The sequence below is a fragment of the Leptospira tipperaryensis genome, from assembly GCF_001729245.1.
GTDB lineage: Bacteria > Spirochaetota > Leptospiria > Leptospirales > Leptospiraceae > Leptospira > Leptospira tipperaryensis.
Map to the genome: position 1 here is coordinate 1,105,493 of NZ_CP015217.1, position 21,648 is coordinate 1,127,140.

A 21,648-nucleotide genomic window follows, 5' to 3' on the forward strand; every position below is an offset into this window, starting at 1 on the left:
TTCATAGGGACTTCATACGAATGAATAACAGAGCACTGAAACTTTCGGTACCGCTCATTGCCATCGCGGCCGTAGCGTATCTGATTTTCTCTCCCTCCAAGTATGTTGGGTATGCGCCCGATCAGCCTATACCCTTCAATCATAAGATACATGCCGGAGATAATAAGATAGACTGTAAGTACTGTCACACCGGGGTAGAAACCTCAGCACACGCCACAGTCCCCTCCACATCAACTTGCATGAACTGCCACTCTCTTGTAGCAACTTCCAAACCCCTAATCAAGACGCTTACAAAATCGTATAACGAAAACAAGCCGCTTGAATGGGTTAAGGTGCACGATATGCCGGATCACGTTCAATTCAATCACTCTCGTCACATTTCGAGAGGAGTGGATTGTTCTCAGTGTCATGGAAACGTAGCGGAGATGGTCAAAGTGAAACAAGTCGCATCCCTGAATATGGGATACTGCGTGGATTGTCACAGAGAGAACAACGCACCAACCGACTGTTCAACCTGCCACAGATAACCGGGAGTAATACTAAGCATGGATCAAAAAAATTTCCAAAAAGAAAAGAAGGCTCACTGGCTCTCTTATGATCTCAGAGACAAAGACGAAGAAGTTAAGGAAATGCAAAAAGCTGAATTCTTTACTTCTCCGGATCCTTTGATCGCGAGAATTAAGTCGGGAGAATTCGATCGCAAATCCTTTCTCAAATTGATGGGCGCCGGGGTCGCGATGACCTCTCTCAATTGTGTTCGTAAACCGATTGAGAAGATCGTTCCTTATGTGGATCTCAATAAGGCCGACGAAAACGCACAATATGATTTCGTAAAACACGGACATTCTTACTACTATGCTTCCGTTTACGCGGGAACCGGGATTCTTGTAAAAGCAAGAGACGGTCGTCCCCTCAAACTGGAAGGAAATCCGGATCACCCGGTTTCTCAAGGCGCGCTCGGCGCTGCGGGGCAGGCTTCTATTTTCGATCTTTATGATCCGGATAGAGCTCAAACTCCCGCTACCATCGAAGGTGGTATTGAAGTAAAAGCGGATTGGGCGACCGTTGACGCAAAAGTTAAAGCGGCTCTCGCGGCGAACAAAGGAAAGTCGGTCGTTGTTACAAGACCGCTCGATTCTCCTTCCACGAAGTCGATCATCGGTGATTTTCTTCGCACGGTTGGCGGTGGAAAACACTACGAGATTTCTCTTACTTCTGCGGAAGAAGTTGTAGCAAAAGGGCAGGCCGCTTCGTACGGAAAGGCTCTGATTCCGAACTATCACTTCGATCTCGCGAACGTTATTCTTTCTATCGATTGCGACTTTATGGGCAATTGGCTTTCTCCCGAAGAACACCAAAAAGATTTTTCTAAAAGAAGAAATCTTCGTAACGGTGCGAAGGACGTAAACTTCTTCGTAGCGGCGGAATCCATCCCTACGATGTCGGGATCCAATGCGGATCTTCGTCTTCCGATTCGTCCTGGGGATCAAACCGCTCTCGCTCTTGCGATCGCGGCGGCTCTCGGCGAACTCGGAGCCAACACAAAAGACGCGTTAGGCGGCGCTACCGTTGCGAGCCTTGCTTCTTCCTTAGGTGTGAGCGAAGAGAATATCCGTAAGACGGCAAAAGCTCTTTGGTCCAACAAAGGCAAGTCTCTCGTGGTTGCGGGAAGTCTCGCGGCGACGACCAAAGACGCAGTGGATCTTCAAGTTCTTGTAAACCTTCTCAACAGCGTTTTGGAAAACGACGGTAAAACCGTGGATCATTCCAATCCGAAAAAAGAAGGCTCTGCGGATTATTCGGGCAATCTGAATTCTTTAGCTTCCGAGCTGAAAGGAACCAAAGTAGGAGTTCTTTTTGTAAACGACGTCAACCTGGTTTATCAAGCGGGAGAAGAATGGAAAAACCTTCTTCACCAAGCCGCGTTAGTCGTTTCTTTGAGCGATCGTGCCGACGAGACTGCGCTTGCGTCTAACGTTCTCGCGACCACCACTCACTTCCTCGAGTCTTGGGGAGATGCCGAAGTTACAAAAGGAATTTTCTCGATCCAACAACCTGCGGTTCGTCCTCTCTTCAACTCTCGTTCTTTTGAAGACAGTTTGATCGCTTTTGCGGGCGGATCTCTCGGCGGAGAAACGAGCTTTTACGAATACGTAAAAAATTCTTGGACTAAAAAACTCGGTTCTAAACAAAAATGGGAAGACCTCTTAAGAATCGGAACCACCGTAAAGGCGTCCGATCGTAAGAAGTCCGCCGGTTCTTCTCGGAACTTCAACCGTTCCGCTCTCAAAAAGATCGCTTCTCCTTCTGCGGGGCTCAAACTCGCGTTGTATGAAACCTCTGCGATCGGAGACGGTAGAGCCGCGAACAATTCTCAGCTCCAAGAACTTCCGGATCCGGTAACCAAAGTTACCTGGGACAACTACATTCTTCTTTCTCCCGCTCTTGCAAAAGAAAAGGGAATCTCTTCCAACGACGTTCTGGTTTTAAAAACCGGAAACAAAACGATCGAACTTCCGGCGCAGATCCAACCTGGAATGCACAAAGAAGCGATCGGTGTTGCGGTCGGTTACGGAAGAACCGCTGCGGGCGCCGTTGGAACCGGAGTTGGTAAGAATGCTTATGTTCTTTCCGAAAACGGAATCTATTCCGGAATCGCAGTCACTTCTCTGGAGAAAACAGGAAAGACTTACAAGTTGGCTTGCACTCAGCATCACCACATGTTGTCTCCCGGTTTTAACTACCCGGATCGTCCTCTCGTTCAATCCACTTCCATTGAAGAATATCGTAAAAACCCAGCTTCCGGCAAGGCAGCATCCGAGATTCCTAAGATTCTCAAAGACGGAAAACTCGTGGATGCGGTCGGAGCGAATCCGAATTATTCTTACCCCGGTTACAAATGGGGAATGAGTATCGACCTTTCTTCCTGCACAGGTTGTGGTTCTTGTGTGATCGCTTGTCAGGTGGAGAACAACATCCCGGTCGTTGGCCGTGATGAAGTTCGCGTGGGTCGCGAGATGCACTGGCTCCGTATCGACCGTTATTACATCGGCGAGCCGGATCAACCGGAAACTCTCCAAGTGGCTCATCAGCCTATGCTCTGCCAGCACTGCGACAACGCTCCTTGTGAGACCGTTTGTCCGGTTCTTGCAACCGTTCATAGTTCCGAAGGGATCAACGACATGGTTTACAACCGTTGTGTGGGAACTCGTTACTGCTCGAACAACTGTCCTTACAAAGTGAGACGTTTTAACTGGATGCAACACTGGTATAACGGTGCGGAAGGCGCGAAGGCTCCTCGTTATCTGGGACTCAATCCTGAAGTTACGGTTCGCGGTCGCGGGGTAATGGAAAAATGTAATTTCTGTTCTCACAAAATCGCGGAAGCGAAGATCGCCGCTAAAAACGAAGGTCGCGTTCTGAAAGACGGAGAAGTCAAAACCGCTTGCCAACAAAGTTGCGCCGCGGATGCGATCAGCTTCGGCAATACGAACGACAAAACTTCCGAAGTTGCGAAACTTTCTTCCGATCCAAGATCGTATCGTGTTCTCGAATATCTGAACGTCGGTCCTCAGGTTGCGTACCTGACCCGAGTCAGAAGCTCAATTTAATGGAGTAACGTAAAAAGCTATGTCAATGTCCAACGCAGTCAAAGAAGCCCTGGATATCCAGCCTCTCGTAACCGGCGGTAAGTCGGTTCGAGACGTTACAGAAGATATCCTTAGACCGGTCGAAGCGTTCCCCACTTCTTTGTGGTGGAAGGCTTTCCTTCTGGTTCTTACCATTACAGTCGTCGACTTAGGTATCATCGGATACCTAATGTGGGAAGGTCTCTACATCCTCGGGATCAACAATCCCGTGGCTTGGGGATTTTTCATCGTAAACTTCGTATTCTGGATCGGGATCGGTCACGCCGGAACCCTGATTTCAGCCGTCCTTTATCTGTTCCGCCAAGAATGGAGAACAGGGATCAACCGCGCCGCAGAAGCGATGACCATCTTCGCCGTGTTAACCGCCGCTTCCAACTTGATCATCCACATCGGAAGACCTTGGGTCGGATTTTGGTTGTTCCCTTATCCGAACGAAAGAGGACCTCTTTGGGTCAACTTCCGTTCTCCTCTGATCTGGGATACTTTCGCGGTTTCGACTTACTTAACGATCTCTCTCGTGTTCTGGTATATCGGTTTGATTCCGGATATCGCGGCTGTAAGAGACCGTTCCAAAGGTGAGATGAAACGTAAGATCTACGACATTCTTTCTTTAGGTTGGGTGGGCTCGAACAAAGCTTGGTCTCACCTCGAGATGGTTGCGATGATCCTCGCGGCTCTTTCCACTCCTCTGGTTCTTTCGGTTCACACGATCGTATCCTTCGACTTCGCCGTATCCATTCTTCCAGGATGGCACACTACGATCTTCCCTCCATACTTCGTGGCGGGGGCGATTTTCTCCGGATTCGCAATGGTTGTGACACTGATGGTAATCGCGAGAGAAGTGTTCAATCTGAAAGACTACATCACCATGAAACACTTGGAAAACATGAACAAGGTCATCATGGTCACCGGTTTGATCGTAGGTCTCGCTTACTCCACCGAGTTTTTTATGGCTTGGTATTCGGGTAACGAATACGAAGGTTTTGCTTTCGTAAACAGAGCTTTCGGTCCTTACGGTTGGGCTTACTTTATTATGTTTAGCTGTAACGTATTTTCTCCACAGGTTTTCTGGTGGAAAAAACTCAGAACGAGCATTCCAGTTATGTTTATCATCTCTATCGTAGTAAACATCGGGATGTGGTTCGAAAGATACGTAATCGTTATGACGACTCACGCAGACTTCCTTCCTTCCAGCTGGGATATGTATATCCCAACCGTTTACGACTTCATGATGCTCATCGGAACTTTCGGAATCTTCTTCACGTTGTTCCTTCTGTTCTGTAGAATCATGCCTGTTATCGCGATCGCGGAAGTCAAAACCGTTATGCCAAGCAAAGACGGAGGACACCACTGATGTATAAACCTCATAAAGAACAATTTCATACATTTGAAGAAACGAGCGCCGGAGTATTCGGGCTCTTTGATTCTCCTGCGGAAATCATCTCTGCGGCGGCCAAAACAAAAGAGAAGAATTACACGAACTTTGATTGTTTCACTCCGTATCCGGTTCACGGATTGGATGACGCGATGGGAGTTCCTCGTTCCGGTCTTCCTTGGGTGACTTTTTTCCTGGGGCTTTTCGGATGCGCCGTCGGCTTTGGAATGCAATATCTCACTCACAAGTTTGATTGGCCTTTGAACATTTCGGGAAAGAATTTAAACGCTTGGTTTGCCTACATCCCGATCACGTTTGAATTCACGATTTTTATGGCCGGTGTAGGAACTGCGGCTGCGATGTTTTTCTTAACCAAACTTCCGAAAATCAATCGGAGAATTTTACATCCCGATATCACTACGGACAAGTTTGCACTCTGGATCCCTTCTTCTTCCAAAGGATACAAGGAAGACGAAGTGGTAAGCTTTATCAAAGGTCTTGGCGGAAAGAACGTCGAGGTTGTGAAATAGGAGCAGCGACAGGAATGAAATTTACTAAATCACTGATTTTTCTTTTGGCCGCCGTTCTATTCTGGAACTGCGAGTCCAAAACGCCTCCTCTGGAATACTTTCCGGACATGGCTGATTCTCCAGCGAGAGAAGCACAAGAAGCGGATCCGATCTCAAAAGACGGGGCCGCTTCCAGAATTCCTCCGAAAGGAGCGATTCCCGTAAACTATCATCCATACGAGTTTCTCGGAATGGACGTAACACAATTACCTAATAAAGGACTTTCTAATCCTTATAAGAATGATTTAGCCAATCTCCAAAAGGGAGAGGCGAAATATCAAACTTATTGTTCACCTTGCCACGGCGTAAGAGGAGCAGGGAACGGAAGCATCGTAGGACCGGCGCCAAGAATCGGGTTTCCGGTTCCTGCCGTGGTTTCTCCTAAGATCCAAGGATATTCCGACGGGCAAATCTATCACGTAATCACAGCGGGTTGGGGAAGAATGAAGAGTTATTCCTCACAAGTTTCTCCGGAAGACCGTTGGAAAATCGTTCTCTACGTGAGAAAACTCCAGGAATACGAGAACAGAACTAAAAAAGACGTGGCCAGGAATTAAGAATCATGGAAGTCAAAGTCGAACAAAATCTGATTAACTTTAAACTCGACTCCAAAACTCGTAGCGCCCTTTTCGGGATGATCGGGATCGGAGTTTTGAGTTTACTCATCGGGTATTTTACCCTATCACACACTCCTCCGAGACACGAGGGTGGACATTCGAATCCGGCGTGGTCCGCGTTTTTGATCGGAACCTTTTTTATCACAGGGATTTCTCTCGCGGGAGTTTTCTTTACTGCGATCAGTAATATCACCGGTTCTCATTGGTCCGTCACTGTAAGAAGACTTGCGGAAGGATACGGATTATTCTTACCGGTCGTCGCGGTTCTTTTGCTCATCACTACACTTGGAATTCATGACCTCTACGAATGGAGTCATGAAGACGTCGTCGCACACGATCACCTTTTGCAACATAAGAAACCTCTTCTGAACATTCCTTTCTTTGTGATTCGGATGATTCTTTTCGGAACTGTTTGGTCCGTATTCGGATGGCTTTTTTATAAGAGATCGACGAAACAAGATCAGGATAAGGATGTAGCTCACACTCAGTTCAACGCAAGATTGTCCGGTGGGTTTATCGTATTCTTTGCTCTTTCCTTTTCATTGGCGTCTTTTGATTTGATCATGTCCTTAACTCCGCACTGGTTCTCGACCATGTTCGGTGTGTATTGTTTTGCGGGCGCGTATCAAACCGGACTTTCCAGTCTCGTGATCATGATCTACTTTCTGAAAAAGAAAGGTTATCTCGGAAACCTAGTAAACGAAAATCACATTCACGATATCGGGAAGTTTATGCTCGGGTTTTGCACTTTCTGGGCATACGTCGGATTTTCTCAGTTTATGTTGATCTGGTATGCAAACATCCCGGAAGAAACATTTTTCTACGAGCAAAGACTTACGGGCGGATGGGAAGTAATCACTTACGCGCTTCCGTTTATTAAGTTTGTAATTCCGTTTCTTCTCTTGTTGAATCGTCCGAACAAAAGAGATATCAATTCTCTTGTAAAGATCGCTCTTTGGATCGTCTTTACACAAGTCATCGAAATCTACTGGCTTGTGTTTCCTGCAAACTTTGAACACTTCAGTTTTTCCAGTTTGATTCTTACCTTTGGCGCCGTGATCGGTTTTATCGGATTATTCGCCTTTGTAGTTCTGAAACGTTATGAGTCTGCTCCATTGATCCCAGTTGGGGATCCGAGATTGGATCAAGCTCTTCACCATCATCAATAAAAGAGGAAGAAGAATGAAAAGAAATTTAACACTTGTTGTTCTCCTAACCGGAGTAGCTCTTCTTCTGGGAGCTTGCTCTAAGTTAGCTCAGGTCACAAATCATAAGAATTGTGATCCATCCCTGGTAAATCCGTCCTTAACACCGACGGTTCCCATCTTTGCGGAAGCGGATGCAACCTCTGCGGTGAAAGAGCGCGTCGCGCCCGGAACCGTCGTGAGAGTGTATGACTATAGAAATCATACTCCGAATCCAAGACTTTTCGTTCGCGTAAAAACCGAAAAAACGGAAGGTTGGATCAATCCTCGTTGTTTAGTCGTAGGACAGGATCCTTCGAAGTCCGTTTTTGCTTGGGGATATAGTAAAGACTATGTTCACTTTTACGATCCCGAAGATCACGAACACTATCCAAACGGATATGAATTTCCGGATTATGCTTCTCTTCCAAAGGATAAGGTTCCATTGGCTGAACTTGCTCCTGAACTGAAGCAGTAAATTAGCAACCGTTACAACCATTAGAAAGTTCCATGCCTCTCTGAAAGGAGGGCATGGATTTTTTTTGTCCAGGCTTAGATTGCGTTTGTGCACGCTTATAAACGAAGATTTCCTCCTTTATAAACGGGGTTGTTGATATTCATGGTTTGACCTACGATTTTTCATTACAAAGAAATTTTTAGAAAGTTCTTTGTAATGAAAGGTGGGAAAGCCATGCAGAGAGAAGTTTTTTTTCGAGATCGATTCGGTTGGTTTTTTTCTCTTCTTTCTCTTCTGTTTATGGGATGTTTACAGAACCGTAATTCCGACTCTGTGTTTATGCTTCTTGGTAATCCCGCTTCGATTACGGTTGCAGATCTCAACCCATCTCTGGGAACTTCCCCAACTTTGACTTATTCTACAAGTTCGTTTGAATTCGTGAAGAATATTACGATTTCTGCAATTCAACCGACCGTGGCGGGATTGGTGACTTCGTTTACGGTTTCACCTGCTTTGCCTTCAGGTCTCTCTTTTGATTCGACGACGGGAGTGATTACGGGGACCCCAAATTCCAAACAAATTGCGTCTTCTTATACAGTAACGGCTTCGAATTCCTCAGGCTCTTCTTCCTCTTCGATTCAGATTTCAGTCGATGCACTCAATGCGGAATGGGAAAGTTTTTTAAAGGCTCCGAATCCGGATATCAGCGATACGAGCGGAGGATTTGATTTCGATCTTTCGGGTGATACTTTGGTCGCGGGCATGTGCGGAGAAGATAGCGCTCAAACCGCGATCGTTCACAGTCCGTTTGCGGGTTTGACTTCCGCCGGGGACGACGATTCCGCGGGCGCAGCCGGAGCGGCCTACGTGTTTCGCCGATCGGGAACAACGTGGGTATTGGAAGCGTATCTCAAAGCCCCCAATACGGAAGCTAACGATCAATTCGGATGTAGCGTCGCGATCTCGGGAGATACGATCGTCGTCGGAGCTCGGGCGGAAGATAGCGGGAACTCCACCATTCTTCATTCTCCGTTTGCCGGTTTGACTCCTGCGGGTGACGACGATACTATGATCAGCTCGGGAGCGGCTTATGTATTTCGTAGGGCGGGAACGACTTGGGCATTGGAAGCGTATTTAAAAGCTCCTAATAACGATACTGGAGATCAATTCGGTTCGAACGTTTCGATTTCGGGCGATCGGATCGCGGTTAGCGCCGTTCAGGAACGAGGTGGTTTGGGAACAATTGTACAAGCTCCTGCGCCGGGTTTTACGGGCGCGACCGACAACGATTCTATGCCGACATCGGGTGCGATTTATATCTTTGAAAGAAGCGGAACTACTTGGGTTTGGGACGCGTATATCAAGGCTCCGAATGTGGACACTGGAGATTTATTCGGCGGGAAGATTCAAGTCAGAGGCGATACTTTGATCGTCGGAGCGAACGGTGAGGACAGCGGGAGCACTCCGATTCTAAATTCCCTGGGACCGACTCTTACGAGTGCGGGCGACGATGATTCCCTTTCCGGCTCAGGCGCGGTCTATGTATTTCGCAAGACCGGTTTGAACTGGGCTTTTGAATCTTATATCAAGGCTCCGAATGCTGACAACAGCGATCAATTTGGTTTGACTCTGGATCTTTCTGACGACGGAAACGTGGCGGTAGTCGGAACTTACAACGAAGACAGTGCTCAAACGACGATTTCCCATTCTCTCGGACCGAGTCTTACGACGGCCGGAGACGACGATTCTGCCAATGGCGCCGGAGCGGCTTATGTGTTTCGTAGAACCGGAAGCACCTGGGCCTTTGAGGCGTATTTAAAGTCGCCAAATATCGAAGCGAACGATAACTTTGGTAGAAGCGTTTCCATTTACGGGGATATGATCGTAGTCGGCGCGATTGGAGAAGACAGTTCTCAAACCGGAGTTTTACATTCTCCTTCTGTTCTTCCCGGACCCGGAGCTGACGACGATTCCGTAAGTAATTCCGGATCGGCCTATGTTTTCCGAAAATTATCCGCGGGTTGGACCTTTCAATCCTATCTAAAAGCGCCGAACGCGGAGGCCTCGGATACTTTCGGAATTTTGGTTTGTATCGAGGACGACTTGATTGCGGTTGCGACCATGAACGACGACGATGGGCTCGGAATGATTTGGAACAAATCTTCCGGAGCTCCTCCCACGCCCGCGACCGACAATGACAGCGTATCGAATTCGGGTGCGGTCGATATTTTTTACAAGTGATCCGAAAGTAAAATCGCCGATTCGATTTTTCAAAACGAACCATATTCAAGTTTTAGAATTCTTCTCGGCTTTCGAATCTAAGATTCAAACAAAACAGGCGATGACGACGAAAGCATAACCAGCTAGGTTTACCGGGTTTGAGTCTCATTCTACCGTCTCGAAAACAATAAAACGAAACCGGTATTCCTTGGGCTTTTTCAGAAGAAAAAACTTCTTTTCAAAAAACGAGTAGGGGACCGGATTTCAACGCTTGATTTTATCTGAGAATTCTTGCTATTAAAAAGAACGAATCAAAGAGAAATCGATTTTCTTTTTGATTGCAAAGTGGAATCGTTTCAAAGAATCTAATGCAGAAGGCGGATTTGATTTTTTAGAATCCGTCTTCTCGGTCCATTTATGAAATACGTTCAAAAATTTAGATTCTTAACCTTAATCCTTTTGTTCTTTCTGAATTGTAATTATCACTATTACGTGCAGAAGAGTTCCGTTGATACAACTTCGCTTCCCAATCTATCTAAGATAAGAATCGTATATCTCGGCTTTCGACCTTTTTCGGCGGAGATTACAACTTCCAACTCGCAGGAAAGAATTTATACCGCCAATTTGGTTTATCCGGATCGTACCATTCCAAAATTTCAGAATGGGGTTTATGCTTCCGATCTGAGATCGTTCGGATTTAGAAAGGACGTTCCTTCCGAAAAAGTTAAAAAGTTCGTTCAGGATTATCTCAACGAAGTAAAAGAAAGCGGGGTTTTGGAACTTACATACGTTACGAGCATTGAAAAAAAGGGAGAGGAAAGAATTTATAAATTGAAAGACGTGGGTGCCGACTATTACGTCGTTGGGGTTCACAATCCCGCATTTCAATCCACTAAAAATTTCGGAGGAAGTGTCGTTCAACTTTTTTCATCGATGTTTTCCGTGATTAGTTTCGGCCTCATTCCGAGTTACGCTTCCTTACAGGCGGAGACTGAAATTAAGATATATGATAAAAATCTAAATCAGTTGACCGCGTTAAAATACGACAACGGTTATTCCGTTTTGGGAGCGGTCTGGGCTTCTTCCATTCCGGAAGAATGCGGAAGAATGGGGTGTAACGCCTTGAAACAAGTCAGTTCTCCACCAAAGTTCGTTTATCAAGAATTGGGTCCGAAGTTTGAAACTGACATCGTGAGTTATATCCAGGCTCAACCCTCGTTTCATAAATGATATGGTTTATATCGAATGGTTTGGAAATGCTTTCGCGATCTTCGGAGGATTTTTAGCCTTTCTTCTCGCGATCCCGGAACTCTTTCTTTCTAAAAAAACAAAATTTCAGATCTTCTTTTCAATCGCTCTGATATTGATCGGAATCTTGCAACTTTTAAACGCGATGGCGTTCCAAGGAGTTTTTGAAAGCCCTTCCTTCTATCTTGTTTTGAGTCTTCCGATTCTCTTTCTGATCGGCCCGATCTCATTACTTTCCATTCAGGCAATGGTGGAAGAAGAATTTCGATTTCGTCTTCTTACTTGGATTTCTTTTTTACCAACGATCCTCTTGACAATTCCGGTTTTTATTCTTTCTTCAAAGATTCGTTCTTTTCCTTGGGCGATTTCTTTTTCGGATCAGAATACAACCGAACTTTTATTTACTTCATTTTATTTTTGTGCGGCCTTGTATTCATTCTTCTTTGGAATTCTGATTCTTAGAATTTTATCTTCGATTCAAGAAGCGAAGCTGAGACTTCTGATCTGGATTTGTTTTTTCGATTTTTCTTCGGTTTCCGTTTTGGGAATATTAGGGATAAGTTTTGAATTCTTCTTTTTAAAAGTTTCCAGTTGGGTGGTGACTCTTGCCCTTTGTCTCGTTTACTATGTAAGAAAAAAATATTCGGATCTGGAAGAAACGATTCACGTAGAACTGGTAAAATCAAAATATTCCCGTTCTCGACTCGGGGGATTGGAAGTAGATTCGATCGTCCGGGAGTTGGAAAGAATGATGAAGATCGAAAAGATCTTTCAAGACGAAGAAATTTCCCTGTCCTCCGTCGCGGAAAGAGTTTCTCTTTCGAGTCACCAACTTTCGGAGTTGATCAACCGTAAATTGGGTAAAAGTTTTTTCGCCTGGTTGAATCAGTATCGAGTGGAAGAGGCCAAGAGACTTCTTTCGGAAAGCGACAAGACCGTTTTAGAAATCGCGATGGAAGTAGGATTTAACAATCGCTCCTCCTTTAACGAAGCCTTTCTGAAGTTTACTCAAAAAACTCCCGTGGACTATCGCAAGTCCTCTCGCCAAGAAACTTCGCTTTTGTATCGTTCTTAGATCGTTTTTCCTTTTTTTGTAAGGCATTATAATCGCTTTCCAAAAAAAATGTAAGCTGTTATAACTCCAGTCGATGAAAGTTCGAAAATGATTCATACTGTCCTGGTTGCAGTTGTCAACAAGGAAGGTAAGAATGCAAACCAACAGCCTTACGATAGATCGTTCCGGAGAACAGGATCGAGTTCTATCTCTCATTTCGAAAATATTTCTCCTTATGAATCTCGTGGTCTATGACGCCTTTGCCATCGGCTTCTTTTTGATTCCAATCAAACTTGCTTCTTGGATCGGAATCGAAATCCAGACTTCCGCGGCCCTCGCTGACTTTCGGGCCATGTATGGCGGACTTTGTCTGGGAATCGGCGCCGTCCTCGTTCTCGGACTCTTTAAAAAAGAATGGGTTCAAGCAGGGATTCTTCTTGCGGTAACAACGGCGGGCGGACTCTTTTTAGGAAGAATTTATACTCTTCTTTTGGACGGTCCGGGAAACGAATATATTTATGTGAGTATGGCGACAGAGGTTGGAGCGGTCGTGATCGGGGGCTGGCTTTTAAAACGTTCTTAATCAAAAACTTCCCTCGGCAGGAAAGCCGAGGGAAGAAGTGTGAATTACTGTTTCGTGCAACGTGCTCGAAATGAAACCGTTGTATCCGGTGCGTTGCCGCCTAATTCGTCCGTGATAGGACAATCGATCGCTTGAAGGTCGTAGACCGTCGCCGAATTTTCTTTTACGGTTGCGCTACAACTTCCTGCGACTTTGTTTTTCCCAGCCATATAAACTCCGACCGCAGTATCGATGTCCATCTGAGAACCGCCGGCTCCGATTGTCACCGTGGTCTTAGTAGGATCGATCCCGTGAATGTTTAAGCCCGGTAGATAGGTTGTCGGAGTTTGACCGATGATAATCCCGATATTACCGATACCCAATCTACAGAATTGAACGTCCGTAAGCGTGAACTGCGCGCTTCCTAATTTTAGAGACGCGGTGTTGAGGGCCGGTTGAGGAAGATCGGTTGCTTGAGCCGGAATGGCGGCTAACGCTAGCAAGGGGGTAATGTCGTCTTTTTTGTCTTTTTCACAATTCGAAAAGCCGACCAGAAAGCCGATCAGCATAGTCGCGGTTACGATTTTATTCTTTGTATATTTTGTTTTCAACGGAAAACTCCTATTCTGTTTGCTAAAGAGAACGACGTCGCCCGATTTATTTTTTTCGGAAGGACTTTCGTTCTGTTTTATATTTAGTTCGGTTTTCATTTTTATTTTTCAAATCTACTCTGTACTCGTTTTGGATCTCGTAAATTTAGAACGTTATCGCTCTGAATCTCAAATTGAAAGTGGAAGGGCTTCTTTTTCGAATCTCTTCGTAACTTTTTTGGATATCAGATCGAGAGCGAGTAACGTTATTCTTTTTTTAGTTCCTGTTTGCACTTCTGTCTTCCGTTTGGATCTAACCAATCGGATTTGATAAATTTTCATGCTGTTTCGCATAATGTGGATTAGGCTAGTCGTTCATTGCTTGTTTTTTACAGTTTGTTCCAATTCTTAATGTTGTTTTTTTATTTCTCCTGTGAAAAAATAAAATTAGTTAAGAAATAATAAATTTCCTAATGGATGAGAAGGCTTTTCGAAATGAAAAAAAAGAAAAAATTAATCTTGAAGGTGAGAAGATTTGTGGGACTGAATGTTATTGTGATTTCTATACAAGAGATCTATTTTAAAGAATATTCTTAAATTGCCGTTCCATTCTGATTTTACATTCTACATACATCCAAAGCGTAATGCCGTTTGTATCGGAGGCTTGAAGTCCGAAATGAGAAGTGAAGTCGGATTTTGATTTGTACTAAAGAGAGTTTGCGCGAATGCAAGGGAAAGGGTGTTTGCGGCATCGTCCTTGTTTTGACTTTCCGGACTACAACTCATCCATAAAAAGGAAATGAAAACGATCCATTGTTTAGAATTTTGATTAGTATGCATGAATTATGATAATTCTATAATAAGCGTTAAGTGTCGCTTCTTCTCCCTTAGAAACCGGAGAGCCTGGATATGAATCTAAAAATACGGTTTTAGGGATTACTTATAATTTAATCTTTTCGACGGGCTTTTGTTCCCAACGATTTTCCGTTGATTCCTTATGGCTTTGAGGCCTTGGAATAGATTGAATTTTTAAGAATACTACAATCGGGTTTCGTTTTTGGGAATGGTTTTTTATAATTTATGCGCTCATTCGAAAAAGCTACTTTTTGCAAACGGGATCGCCTCTTTGAGTAGGTTTTTGACTCGCGGAGTTCTTTTTAAGAGAGGAATCGGAATCTCATTCTTTGATTGCGTTAGTTCCGTTTCTTGATATTTTTGGAAGCAAGAACAGAGACGAAAGAGAGAATCATGATTCAAGATAAAAAAAATACTTTCTTCATTGAGAACGACACCCATTTTCCCGCAAAATCGATTGCTCGCGTTACGAACCTTTGGAGAAGAACCGCGGTCCTTCTTCTCATTATTTTTTTTCCGGGAACTTTATTTTCCTGGGGAACTCACTATCTTATCATGGATCGAGTGCTGGAACACCCGAGTATGAGCTTTACTTCGCAAGAAGTTACGTCCGAATCCTTGGATTCTTTTGTTAAAAAGGAAAAAGATTCTTTGAAAATTCTTTTTGACGAGTTTGCGGAATGGGAACGCGCAAGAGGATCCAAACGTTTTCAAAAAATCGAATTTCGTCCTGATCACGCGAATGTCTTGGAATTTTTAAGAGCGGCCCGTCTCAATCCGGCGACAAAATTCTTAGAAGTGGAAAGAATTTTCCCGCGTCTTCCTATGAAACAAGGAAACGTTCCGGCTTCTTCCGTTTCTCCTTATCTTCCGGATATGCCCGAACTTCCCGCGAAATTTATTTCCAAAACCGGAGGTAAGATTCAGATTCGTTCGATTCTTTCGACTTATATCGACGAACCGGATTGGGGAATGGATCATAGCCTCTGGCCAATCACCGAGTACGGATACGGAAAACAACCTTACGGAAAACCGAACGGAGAAAGTAGTAAGGCTCCGTTTCACATGCAGTTTCAAAACGAGAATTGGCTCCTCTCTCTTTTCGCGCCAGAAATCGTTGAAGGAGGAATGATGCTCGACCGTATCGAATTGTTTTCTCGTCTTTCCAAGTTAGCCGGTAAAACCGGTCATGAATATTGGAAGTATCGATTCGCAACTTGGGCTTGTCATTACATCCAAGATATCGGACAACCTTATCATTCCAAAGCGGTTCCCGACGCCGGTTTCTTTTATTATCTGCGTTATATTTTTGCTTCTAAAGATACAAAAAAGGAGATGAAGGCAAAATCAACTCAGCTCGTTGCCAACCGTCATTTCCTCTACGAAGATTTTGTTTCCTTCAGTCTAATCGAGTTCTATTCAAAACCGACTCCCGTGACCACGGCTCTGGCGGGTTTTCTTTTAATGGATTACGACGGTTTTCATTTCGGAGAATCTACGACGGATCTTATGAAGTTTGTGGGCAAGAACGCGTCTTCTCACGCTCCTTCCATAAACGAAACGATCATTTCTACGTTCGGTCCCGAATATACAATGAAACCTGAATATGATTTGGAAAAAGAACTCGGAACGAAGATGAAGGAAATTCTTCCAAGTTTAGATCCTGAAAAAACAAAAGAACTTTTGAACGAGACCGAAAAAGACTTTGCTTTGACCGGTTCCGCCACCAGGGACCTTTTGAATTCTTTAAAATAGAATCCGGATTCTTATCTTACAATGCACTTCTGTCGAGATCGGAAGAAGTGCATTGTAAGCGCGATTTTTTGCGATTTCGAAAATTCTTAGATCCCAATTCTAAACTCCCTTCGCTCGAATTGTTTAAAAAATCCTTTCTGATTTCGGAATCAATCAGGCGATTCCCGTCAAAAATCATAAGTCTGGTCGAATCGTTTTCCTTTTCCGGTTAAGATTCTCCTTGAAAAAGCGAAAGGTTCCATCTTGGGATTTTTCTAAGATTTCGATTCTAATGGGGAGAATTGGGAAATGGCTCAGAAATTGAAAGAAGACAAGGCTAAATCAAAAACATTCGAAAATCATATCTTGGACGCGGTCATCGTTGGCACAGGTTTTGCCGGACTCGGAATGGGCGTGCGTCTGAAAGAAAAGGGAATTCATTCTTTCGTGATCCTGGAACAAGCGGACGGAGTGGGAGGAACTTGGAGGGACAATCATTATCCCGGCGCGGCTTGCGACGTTCAATCGCACCTTTATTCTTTTTCCTTTGAAAGAAATCCGAACTGGTCTAGAATGTACGGTCTTCAATCGGAGATCTTAGAATATCTCAATCACTGCACTGACAAATACGATCTCAGATCGCATATTCATTTTAATACTTCCGCTCAATCCGCAATTTTTGACGAAAGATCCGGAGTGTGGAACGTAAGAGCGACTAACGGAAACACATACAAGGCAAAGAGTTTTATCAACGGTTCCGGCGGTTTGAGTCGTCCGGTTTTGCCCGATGTTCCCGGTTTGAAAAAATTCAAAGGTAAGATGTTTCACTCTGCGAGATGGGATCATTCTTACGATCTTAACGGAAAAACGGTCGGCGTGATCGGAACGGGAGCGAGTGCGATTCAGATCGTTCCAACAATTCAACCGAACGTGAAAAAGTTGAATCTTTTTCAAAGAACCGCTCCTTGGGTGATCGCAAAACCCGATCGTGCGATTTCTAATTTTGAAAGAAGTTTGTTTCGTTTTTTTCCTCCCGCTCAGTGGCTTTTCCGTTTAGCGATCTATTGGATGTTGGAATTCAGAGTGATCGCGTTTACGATTCATCCGGGTTTGATGAAAGTTTTGGAATTTTTTGCAAGAGGTTATATCAATAAGAATGTAAAGGATCCGATCCTTAGAAAAAAGGTAACCCCGAATTTTACAATCGGCTGTAAAAGGGTTTTGATCTCCAATGAATACTACGGTGCATTACAAAAACAGAATGTGAATGTAATTACGACAGGTATTCAGGAAATTAAAGAAAACGGAATTGTTACTTCGGACGGAGTGGAACATCCTCTCGACGCTCTCATTTTGGCGACCGGTTTTCAAGCCGCAGAAGCGATGTCTCCTTTCGAAGTAAAAGGTCTGAGTGGTTTGGATCTAAACGACGCCTGGAAGAACGGGGCGGAAGCGTATCTTGGAACTACCGTTTCAGGTTTTCCTAATATGTTTTTAATCGTAGGTCCGAATACAGGTCTTGGTCACAGTTCTATGGTTTTGATGATCGAGTCTCAGATCAACTACACTCTACAATGTATTCTTTCTTTGCGTAAGAAGAAATTGAAGTTTATCAACGTCTTAAAGGAAGCTCAAGATCGTTACAATCAAAAGATTCAGGCGCGTTTGGAAAAATCGATTTGGAATACGGGCGGTTGTGTGAGTTGGTACAGAACAAAGAATGGAAAGAATACAACTCTTTGGCCCGGTTTTACTTTCGAATTCCGTCTGAAAACGAAGTCCGTAAATCTTTCCCACTACGAGATTGCGAAGTCGGACGATCAAATGGAAAGTATCGGCCTTGTTTCGAGAATCGCTTTGCTCTTTGGCGGAATTTTTCGTTAACAAAATTTAGAATCGTCTCTGCATAGATACGGTCCGGAGAATCTCCTTGCCAAGCGATTATCCACCGTTCGCAGAGACGCATCTTTATTAAAGCCGACTTGATTCGAAAAAGAATTCGGATATAGAAAAGCGCAGAAAGAAAGTAAAAGGGGATTACTTTGTTGATCTCGCTACTTCGAAATGGAAAGAATTTCATCTTCGTTAAAAATATTTTTTCCACTTTGAGTAAAGATCACAACCCTTCCTTCTTCCGATTGAATTCTTCCTTTCAAAATTCTTCCGTCTTTCAGACGCACTACCCAAAACATTCCGTTTTGAATTTTCTTTGTGCGGTTAAAAAAATAGGCGGAGTTGGTTTCGTAATACGGTTTGTTTTTTTCGTTCCAATGGTTTAGATCCTGTTGAAGTCGATCGAGGGGTTTTGTTTCTAAACGGACTTTTCTATATTTGTGGGAATTCTCTTCCAGTTCAATCGTGTCGCCCGGTAATAAAAGGTCTTTGGGTTTTTCACTTGTAAAGTTGAGAGCGATATACTGGGATTCGACGGAGCCTTCGATCAAAGTGAAATACAACTTTTTATTTTGAACTTCGGAAAATACAACGGTTCCAGTCAATTGAACGTTCCAAGCCGCAATTTTAAATTTTGTTCCTTTCGGTTTAGAAAGGTTTTCTTTCAGATAAATTTTTCCCTTTTGAAGTTCTACGATTAAATCGGAATGTTCGGAACCCACGGAGGTTAAAGAGAGAGAAGTATTCGGAAATACGAATATGGAAATCGATCCGTATGGGGAAGAAAATTTTACGCTACATCTTTTATCCTGTTCCTCGATTTTCCAGAGCGGATTCGTCTTCAAGTGAAAAGAACAATCACTTTCCGTAAGTTGAATTCGTTTATCAACGAGATTAAACGAATTTGTGGTATGATAAAACCCGGAAACAAAAAGAGCGAAAACAAAGCCGCAAGCCGCGCTCAAAATCCAAACGGATCGTTTTTGAAAAATAGAAATCGATGAACGCCTCCGCGAAGGTTTTGCTGAGTGTTCTATATTTTGAATCGGATAAAAGAAAAGGCTCGGAGTCAATTTTGCGGTGTATTTTCGAAAGGAAGAGAAGTCGGTGTAAGCCGCGTATTTTTGAACTTCATCCGGATTTTCCTTAAAGTGTTTTTCGGAATCGTCATCGATAGATGATTCCAATGGGGATAAGGATTCTTCAAAAAATTTTTTCTCCAAATACTTTCTAAAAATTTCCGGCTTCATATTTTAAATTAGGAGTAAGTTAATAGTTCTATAATATTTTCTTTTTGGAGCGGTCTAAAAACGTGATAACCTTGAATCAAATCTACGCCGACGGATAAAAGGTAAAGAAATTGTTTTTGATTTTCGACTCCTTCCGCTATTACTTTCAATTCCATATTGCTGCTTATGTCGATGATGGAATTTACGATCAGCCTATCCAACGTGTTTTCGGTGACACCTTTGATAAACGCTTTGTCGATTTTGATGTATTCTACGGGAAAGGATTTTAAAAGAATAAAAGAAGAATATCCGGTTCCAAAGTCGTCGAGAGAAAAAGTGATCCCGAGGCTGTGAAGAACGTTTAATGTATGTCTGCTGATCTCGTGATCGATGAGCTCTGAATTTTCGGTGATTTCAATTACGATTCTTGACAGGAATTTTCGCCAATCTCCGGAAAACGTTTTGGCCAAGTCGATCAGGGATTCCGAAAATTCGATGTTACCAAGTTGTTCTGGTGAAATGTTGATTGCGATCTTGGTATGAAAATTTCCCCTTTCGACCAATGCGGCAAGCAATCTGAGTGCGTCCAGAAAGGATTGTTTTCCGAGTTCCATCAACGTGGCGATATCCATACGTTTGTCTAAAAATTCGCTCGGATATAAGATTCTATTTCCCATCTTCATGCGGACCAACGATTCGATCAGTACGATTTCGCCGGTTCGAAGGTCGATGATAGGTTGGTATTCGTAAAACAAGGTCCTATCCGAATGACCTTTCTCAAGGAAAAAAGAAGATAGGGTAAAAGGTATTTCGTTTTTATGAGAATCCATCGAATCCAAGTTCAGCTTTCCTCGGATCGGATTATTTTCCAAAATGATTCGAGAACGTTCGAGGGATTCTCGAATGCAGTCTTCATGATACAAGTTTACGGTTGAAATTCCCATCGAAACGATGAAAGAAATTTCCTTCTTTCCGATTTCGTGTTTTACCGAAAAAAAATTTCCGAGGTCGTCTTTGATTTTATCGATCCGTTGTTTGTCTCTGGAAAAGTTAAAAAGAAAAATAAACGTTCCTTCCGCGTAAGAGGAATGGATGATATTTTTACCGTCGCAGATTTTTTCAAGACAAGCTCCGACTAAAAGGATTATCGATTCTTGTTCACATTCTTCCGAAGTCCAAAGACGAAGTAAAAGTGTATAGGCGTCTCCCTTCTTTTGAAGGATTAGAAATTGTGAATGTGCCTGCTTTGATATCGAGCTTACGTCGAACTTATCATCTTTGTGAATGGGAAAAACGGGAATATCTTTTTGAATTCGGTGGATTGTATGAAAAAATTCCTCAGATCGGAGTGAGTTATAGATCTTTTTGATCGCTATCGTTTCGAGAATGATCTTACCGGAAGCGTTGATCTTAAATCTTGAAAATCTCCGATAGGTTCCTTCTCCGTTTGTAATCGTAAAAATTTTATTGGAGAAAAAAAGAGACGGGATTCTGTCCTCGGTTGTAAGGGAAATATTGGAAAGGAGAATTTCTCCGTGTTTGGTCGAAAGAAAATGTCGGTTCCGATCGTTTTTTGTTTTTAGATCAAGGAAAATTTGGATGAACCCGGAAGTTAGAGGAAACAACTCGAAGCTGCGGAAAGAACTTTCAGAGTTTTTACTCGAAATTTTTCCTCTCAATACGACGTTTTGTTTTTTATGCTTACTCAGAATTTGAAGAATCTTTCCTTCAAAGCGATCGAGGTCGAGAAAACGATGGATGGATCGATAGAGAATAAAAAAATCCTCGGAAAAAGTCGAACATTCTCCATTTTCTAATGAGGATACATTCAGAGTTGACGGGACGTTTAAAAAGGCATCCTTCCATAACGAAGTTCTACGATTAAAATTTTGTTTATGAATGCACAGAACTAAATCGGATTCACCCTGATTGGTCTGAATTTCAAAATCACATTCGAAAATGATTTCGTTTTGGTTTTCGTCCCAGATAAGGAAACCGCTGAGCGCGATCCATCGACTGGACAAAAAGATCGCCTTTTCTCGTTTTGAATTTTTCTTAAAATGAGAAAGATCGATTTCTTTGCCCGAAAGATCCAATAAAAAATAATCGGTTCCATTCTTGATACTTAAAGAAGAATCGATCCGGATCTTATAAGGTTTATACTCGGTATAAGTGATGACTTCCTCCGGTTTATCGCTCTTAGCTGTTAAATCCAAACTGTTCTTTGAATATTCGTTTTGCATCATATCGCCGGCCGCAAAGATATGAGCCTAACGAACGAGTCGTATAAGCCAAGTATTTAATAATTAGAAAGAATCAGCCTTAAGTAAGCGCGGATTGAACCGCTTGGAATAGGGAATGAACGATATGAAATTGGGAACGTATAACTCTGTTTTTCAAATCCTTCTTTT

At 43.4% G+C, this 21,648-nt stretch carries 17 protein-coding genes; 13 read left to right on the forward strand and 4 right to left on the reverse strand.

Going from position 1 to position 21,648, the window contains the following annotated elements:
- The first annotated feature begins 20 nt into the window (after positions 1-20).
- From A0128_RS21745 to A0128_RS05340, 11 genes are all read left to right on the forward strand, one after another.
- Positions 21-527: a cytochrome c3 family protein gene (locus A0128_RS21745; protein WP_083244061.1), complete on the forward strand. Its 507-nt coding sequence runs from the start codon at positions 21-23 to the stop codon at positions 525-527.
- A gap of 18 nt (positions 528-545) precedes the next feature.
- The gene (locus A0128_RS05295; protein WP_069606553.1) at positions 546-3,611 is read left to right on the forward strand and encodes a TAT-variant-translocated molybdopterin oxidoreductase; all 3,066 of its coding nucleotides are present in this window, start codon (positions 546-548) and stop codon (positions 3,609-3,611) included.
- Between the two features lie 25 nt (positions 3,612-3,636).
- Complete coding sequence (gene nrfD / locus A0128_RS05300) at positions 3,637-5,004, forward strand: NrfD/PsrC family molybdoenzyme membrane anchor subunit (RefSeq protein ID WP_069606554.1); 1,368 nt, start codon at positions 3,637-3,639, stop codon at positions 5,002-5,004.
- Positions 5,004-5,555, forward strand: coding sequence for a DUF3341 domain-containing protein (locus A0128_RS05305; protein WP_069606555.1), 552 nt, complete (start codon positions 5,004-5,006; stop codon positions 5,553-5,555). The genes nrfD and A0128_RS05305 overlap by 1 nt, the downstream gene beginning before the upstream one ends.
- A 14-nt stretch (positions 5,556-5,569) precedes the next feature.
- Positions 5,570-6,151, forward strand: coding sequence for a c-type cytochrome (locus tag A0128_RS05310; protein ID WP_069606556.1), 582 nt, complete (start codon positions 5,570-5,572; stop codon positions 6,149-6,151).
- Between the two features lie 5 nt (positions 6,152-6,156).
- On the forward strand, positions 6,157-7,380 hold the full coding sequence (locus A0128_RS05315) for a hypothetical protein (protein ID WP_069606557.1): 1,224 nt from the start codon (positions 6,157-6,159) through the stop codon (positions 7,378-7,380).
- A 13-nt stretch (positions 7,381-7,393) separates the two neighbouring features.
- On the forward strand, positions 7,394-7,873 hold the full coding sequence (gene lsa16 / locus A0128_RS05320; RefSeq protein WP_069609138.1) for an E-cadherin-binding lipoprotein adhesin Lsa16: 480 nt from the start codon (positions 7,394-7,396) through the stop codon (positions 7,871-7,873).
- A 195-nt stretch (positions 7,874-8,068) separates the two neighbouring features.
- Positions 8,069-10,093, forward strand: a complete 2,025-nt coding sequence (locus A0128_RS05325; RefSeq protein ID WP_083244062.1) for a putative Ig domain-containing protein — start codon at positions 8,069-8,071, stop codon at positions 10,091-10,093.
- 396 nt (positions 10,094-10,489) lie between these two features.
- A complete protein-coding gene (locus A0128_RS05330; RefSeq protein WP_069606559.1) occupies positions 10,490-11,302 on the forward strand; it encodes an Lp29 family lipoprotein in 813 nt (270 codons plus the stop codon).
- A 1-nt stretch (position 11,303) separates the two neighbouring features.
- Complete coding sequence (locus A0128_RS05335; RefSeq protein WP_069606560.1) at positions 11,304-12,395, forward strand: helix-turn-helix domain-containing protein; 1,092 nt, start codon at positions 11,304-11,306, stop codon at positions 12,393-12,395.
- Between the two features lie 133 nt (positions 12,396-12,528).
- Positions 12,529-12,957 (forward strand): DUF4345 domain-containing protein, encoded by a 429-nt coding sequence (locus A0128_RS05340; protein WP_069606561.1) that lies wholly within the window; start codon positions 12,529-12,531, stop codon positions 12,955-12,957.
- A gap of 44 nt (positions 12,958-13,001) precedes the next feature.
- Here A0128_RS05340 and A0128_RS05345 read toward each other — a convergent pair whose 3' ends face one another.
- Positions 13,002-13,646 (reverse strand): hypothetical protein, encoded by a 645-nt coding sequence (locus A0128_RS05345; RefSeq protein WP_069606562.1) that lies wholly within the window; start codon positions 13,644-13,646, stop codon positions 13,002-13,004.
- A 504-nt stretch (positions 13,647-14,150) separates the two neighbouring features.
- Positions 14,151-14,366: a hypothetical protein gene (locus A0128_RS05350; protein ID WP_069606563.1), complete on the reverse strand. Its 216-nt coding sequence runs from the start codon at positions 14,364-14,366 to the stop codon at positions 14,151-14,153.
- A gap of 408 nt (positions 14,367-14,774) precedes the next feature.
- Here A0128_RS05350 and A0128_RS05355 point away from each other — a divergent pair, with 408 nt between their 5' ends.
- Both A0128_RS05355 and A0128_RS05360 read left to right on the forward strand, forming a co-directional pair.
- A complete protein-coding gene (locus A0128_RS05355) occupies positions 14,775-16,136 on the forward strand; it encodes a phospholipase C/P1 nuclease family protein (protein ID WP_427854318.1) in 1,362 nt (453 codons plus the stop codon).
- A gap of 288 nt (positions 16,137-16,424) precedes the next feature.
- Positions 16,425-17,999, forward strand: coding sequence for a flavin-containing monooxygenase (locus A0128_RS05360; RefSeq protein WP_069606564.1), 1,575 nt, complete (start codon positions 16,425-16,427; stop codon positions 17,997-17,999).
- A gap of 170 nt (positions 18,000-18,169) precedes the next feature.
- On the opposite strand, the gene A0128_RS05365 is transcribed toward A0128_RS05360, so the two are convergent.
- Entirely contained in the window at positions 18,170-19,195 is a 1,026-nt protein-coding gene (locus A0128_RS05365) for a hypothetical protein (protein ID WP_156781774.1), read from the reverse strand.
- A gap of 71 nt (positions 19,196-19,266) precedes the next feature.
- On the reverse strand, positions 19,267-21,453 hold the full coding sequence (locus tag A0128_RS05370; protein ID WP_162274094.1) for an EAL domain-containing protein: 2,187 nt from the start codon (positions 21,451-21,453) through the stop codon (positions 19,267-19,269).
- Between the last annotated feature and the right edge of the window lie 195 nt (positions 21,454-21,648).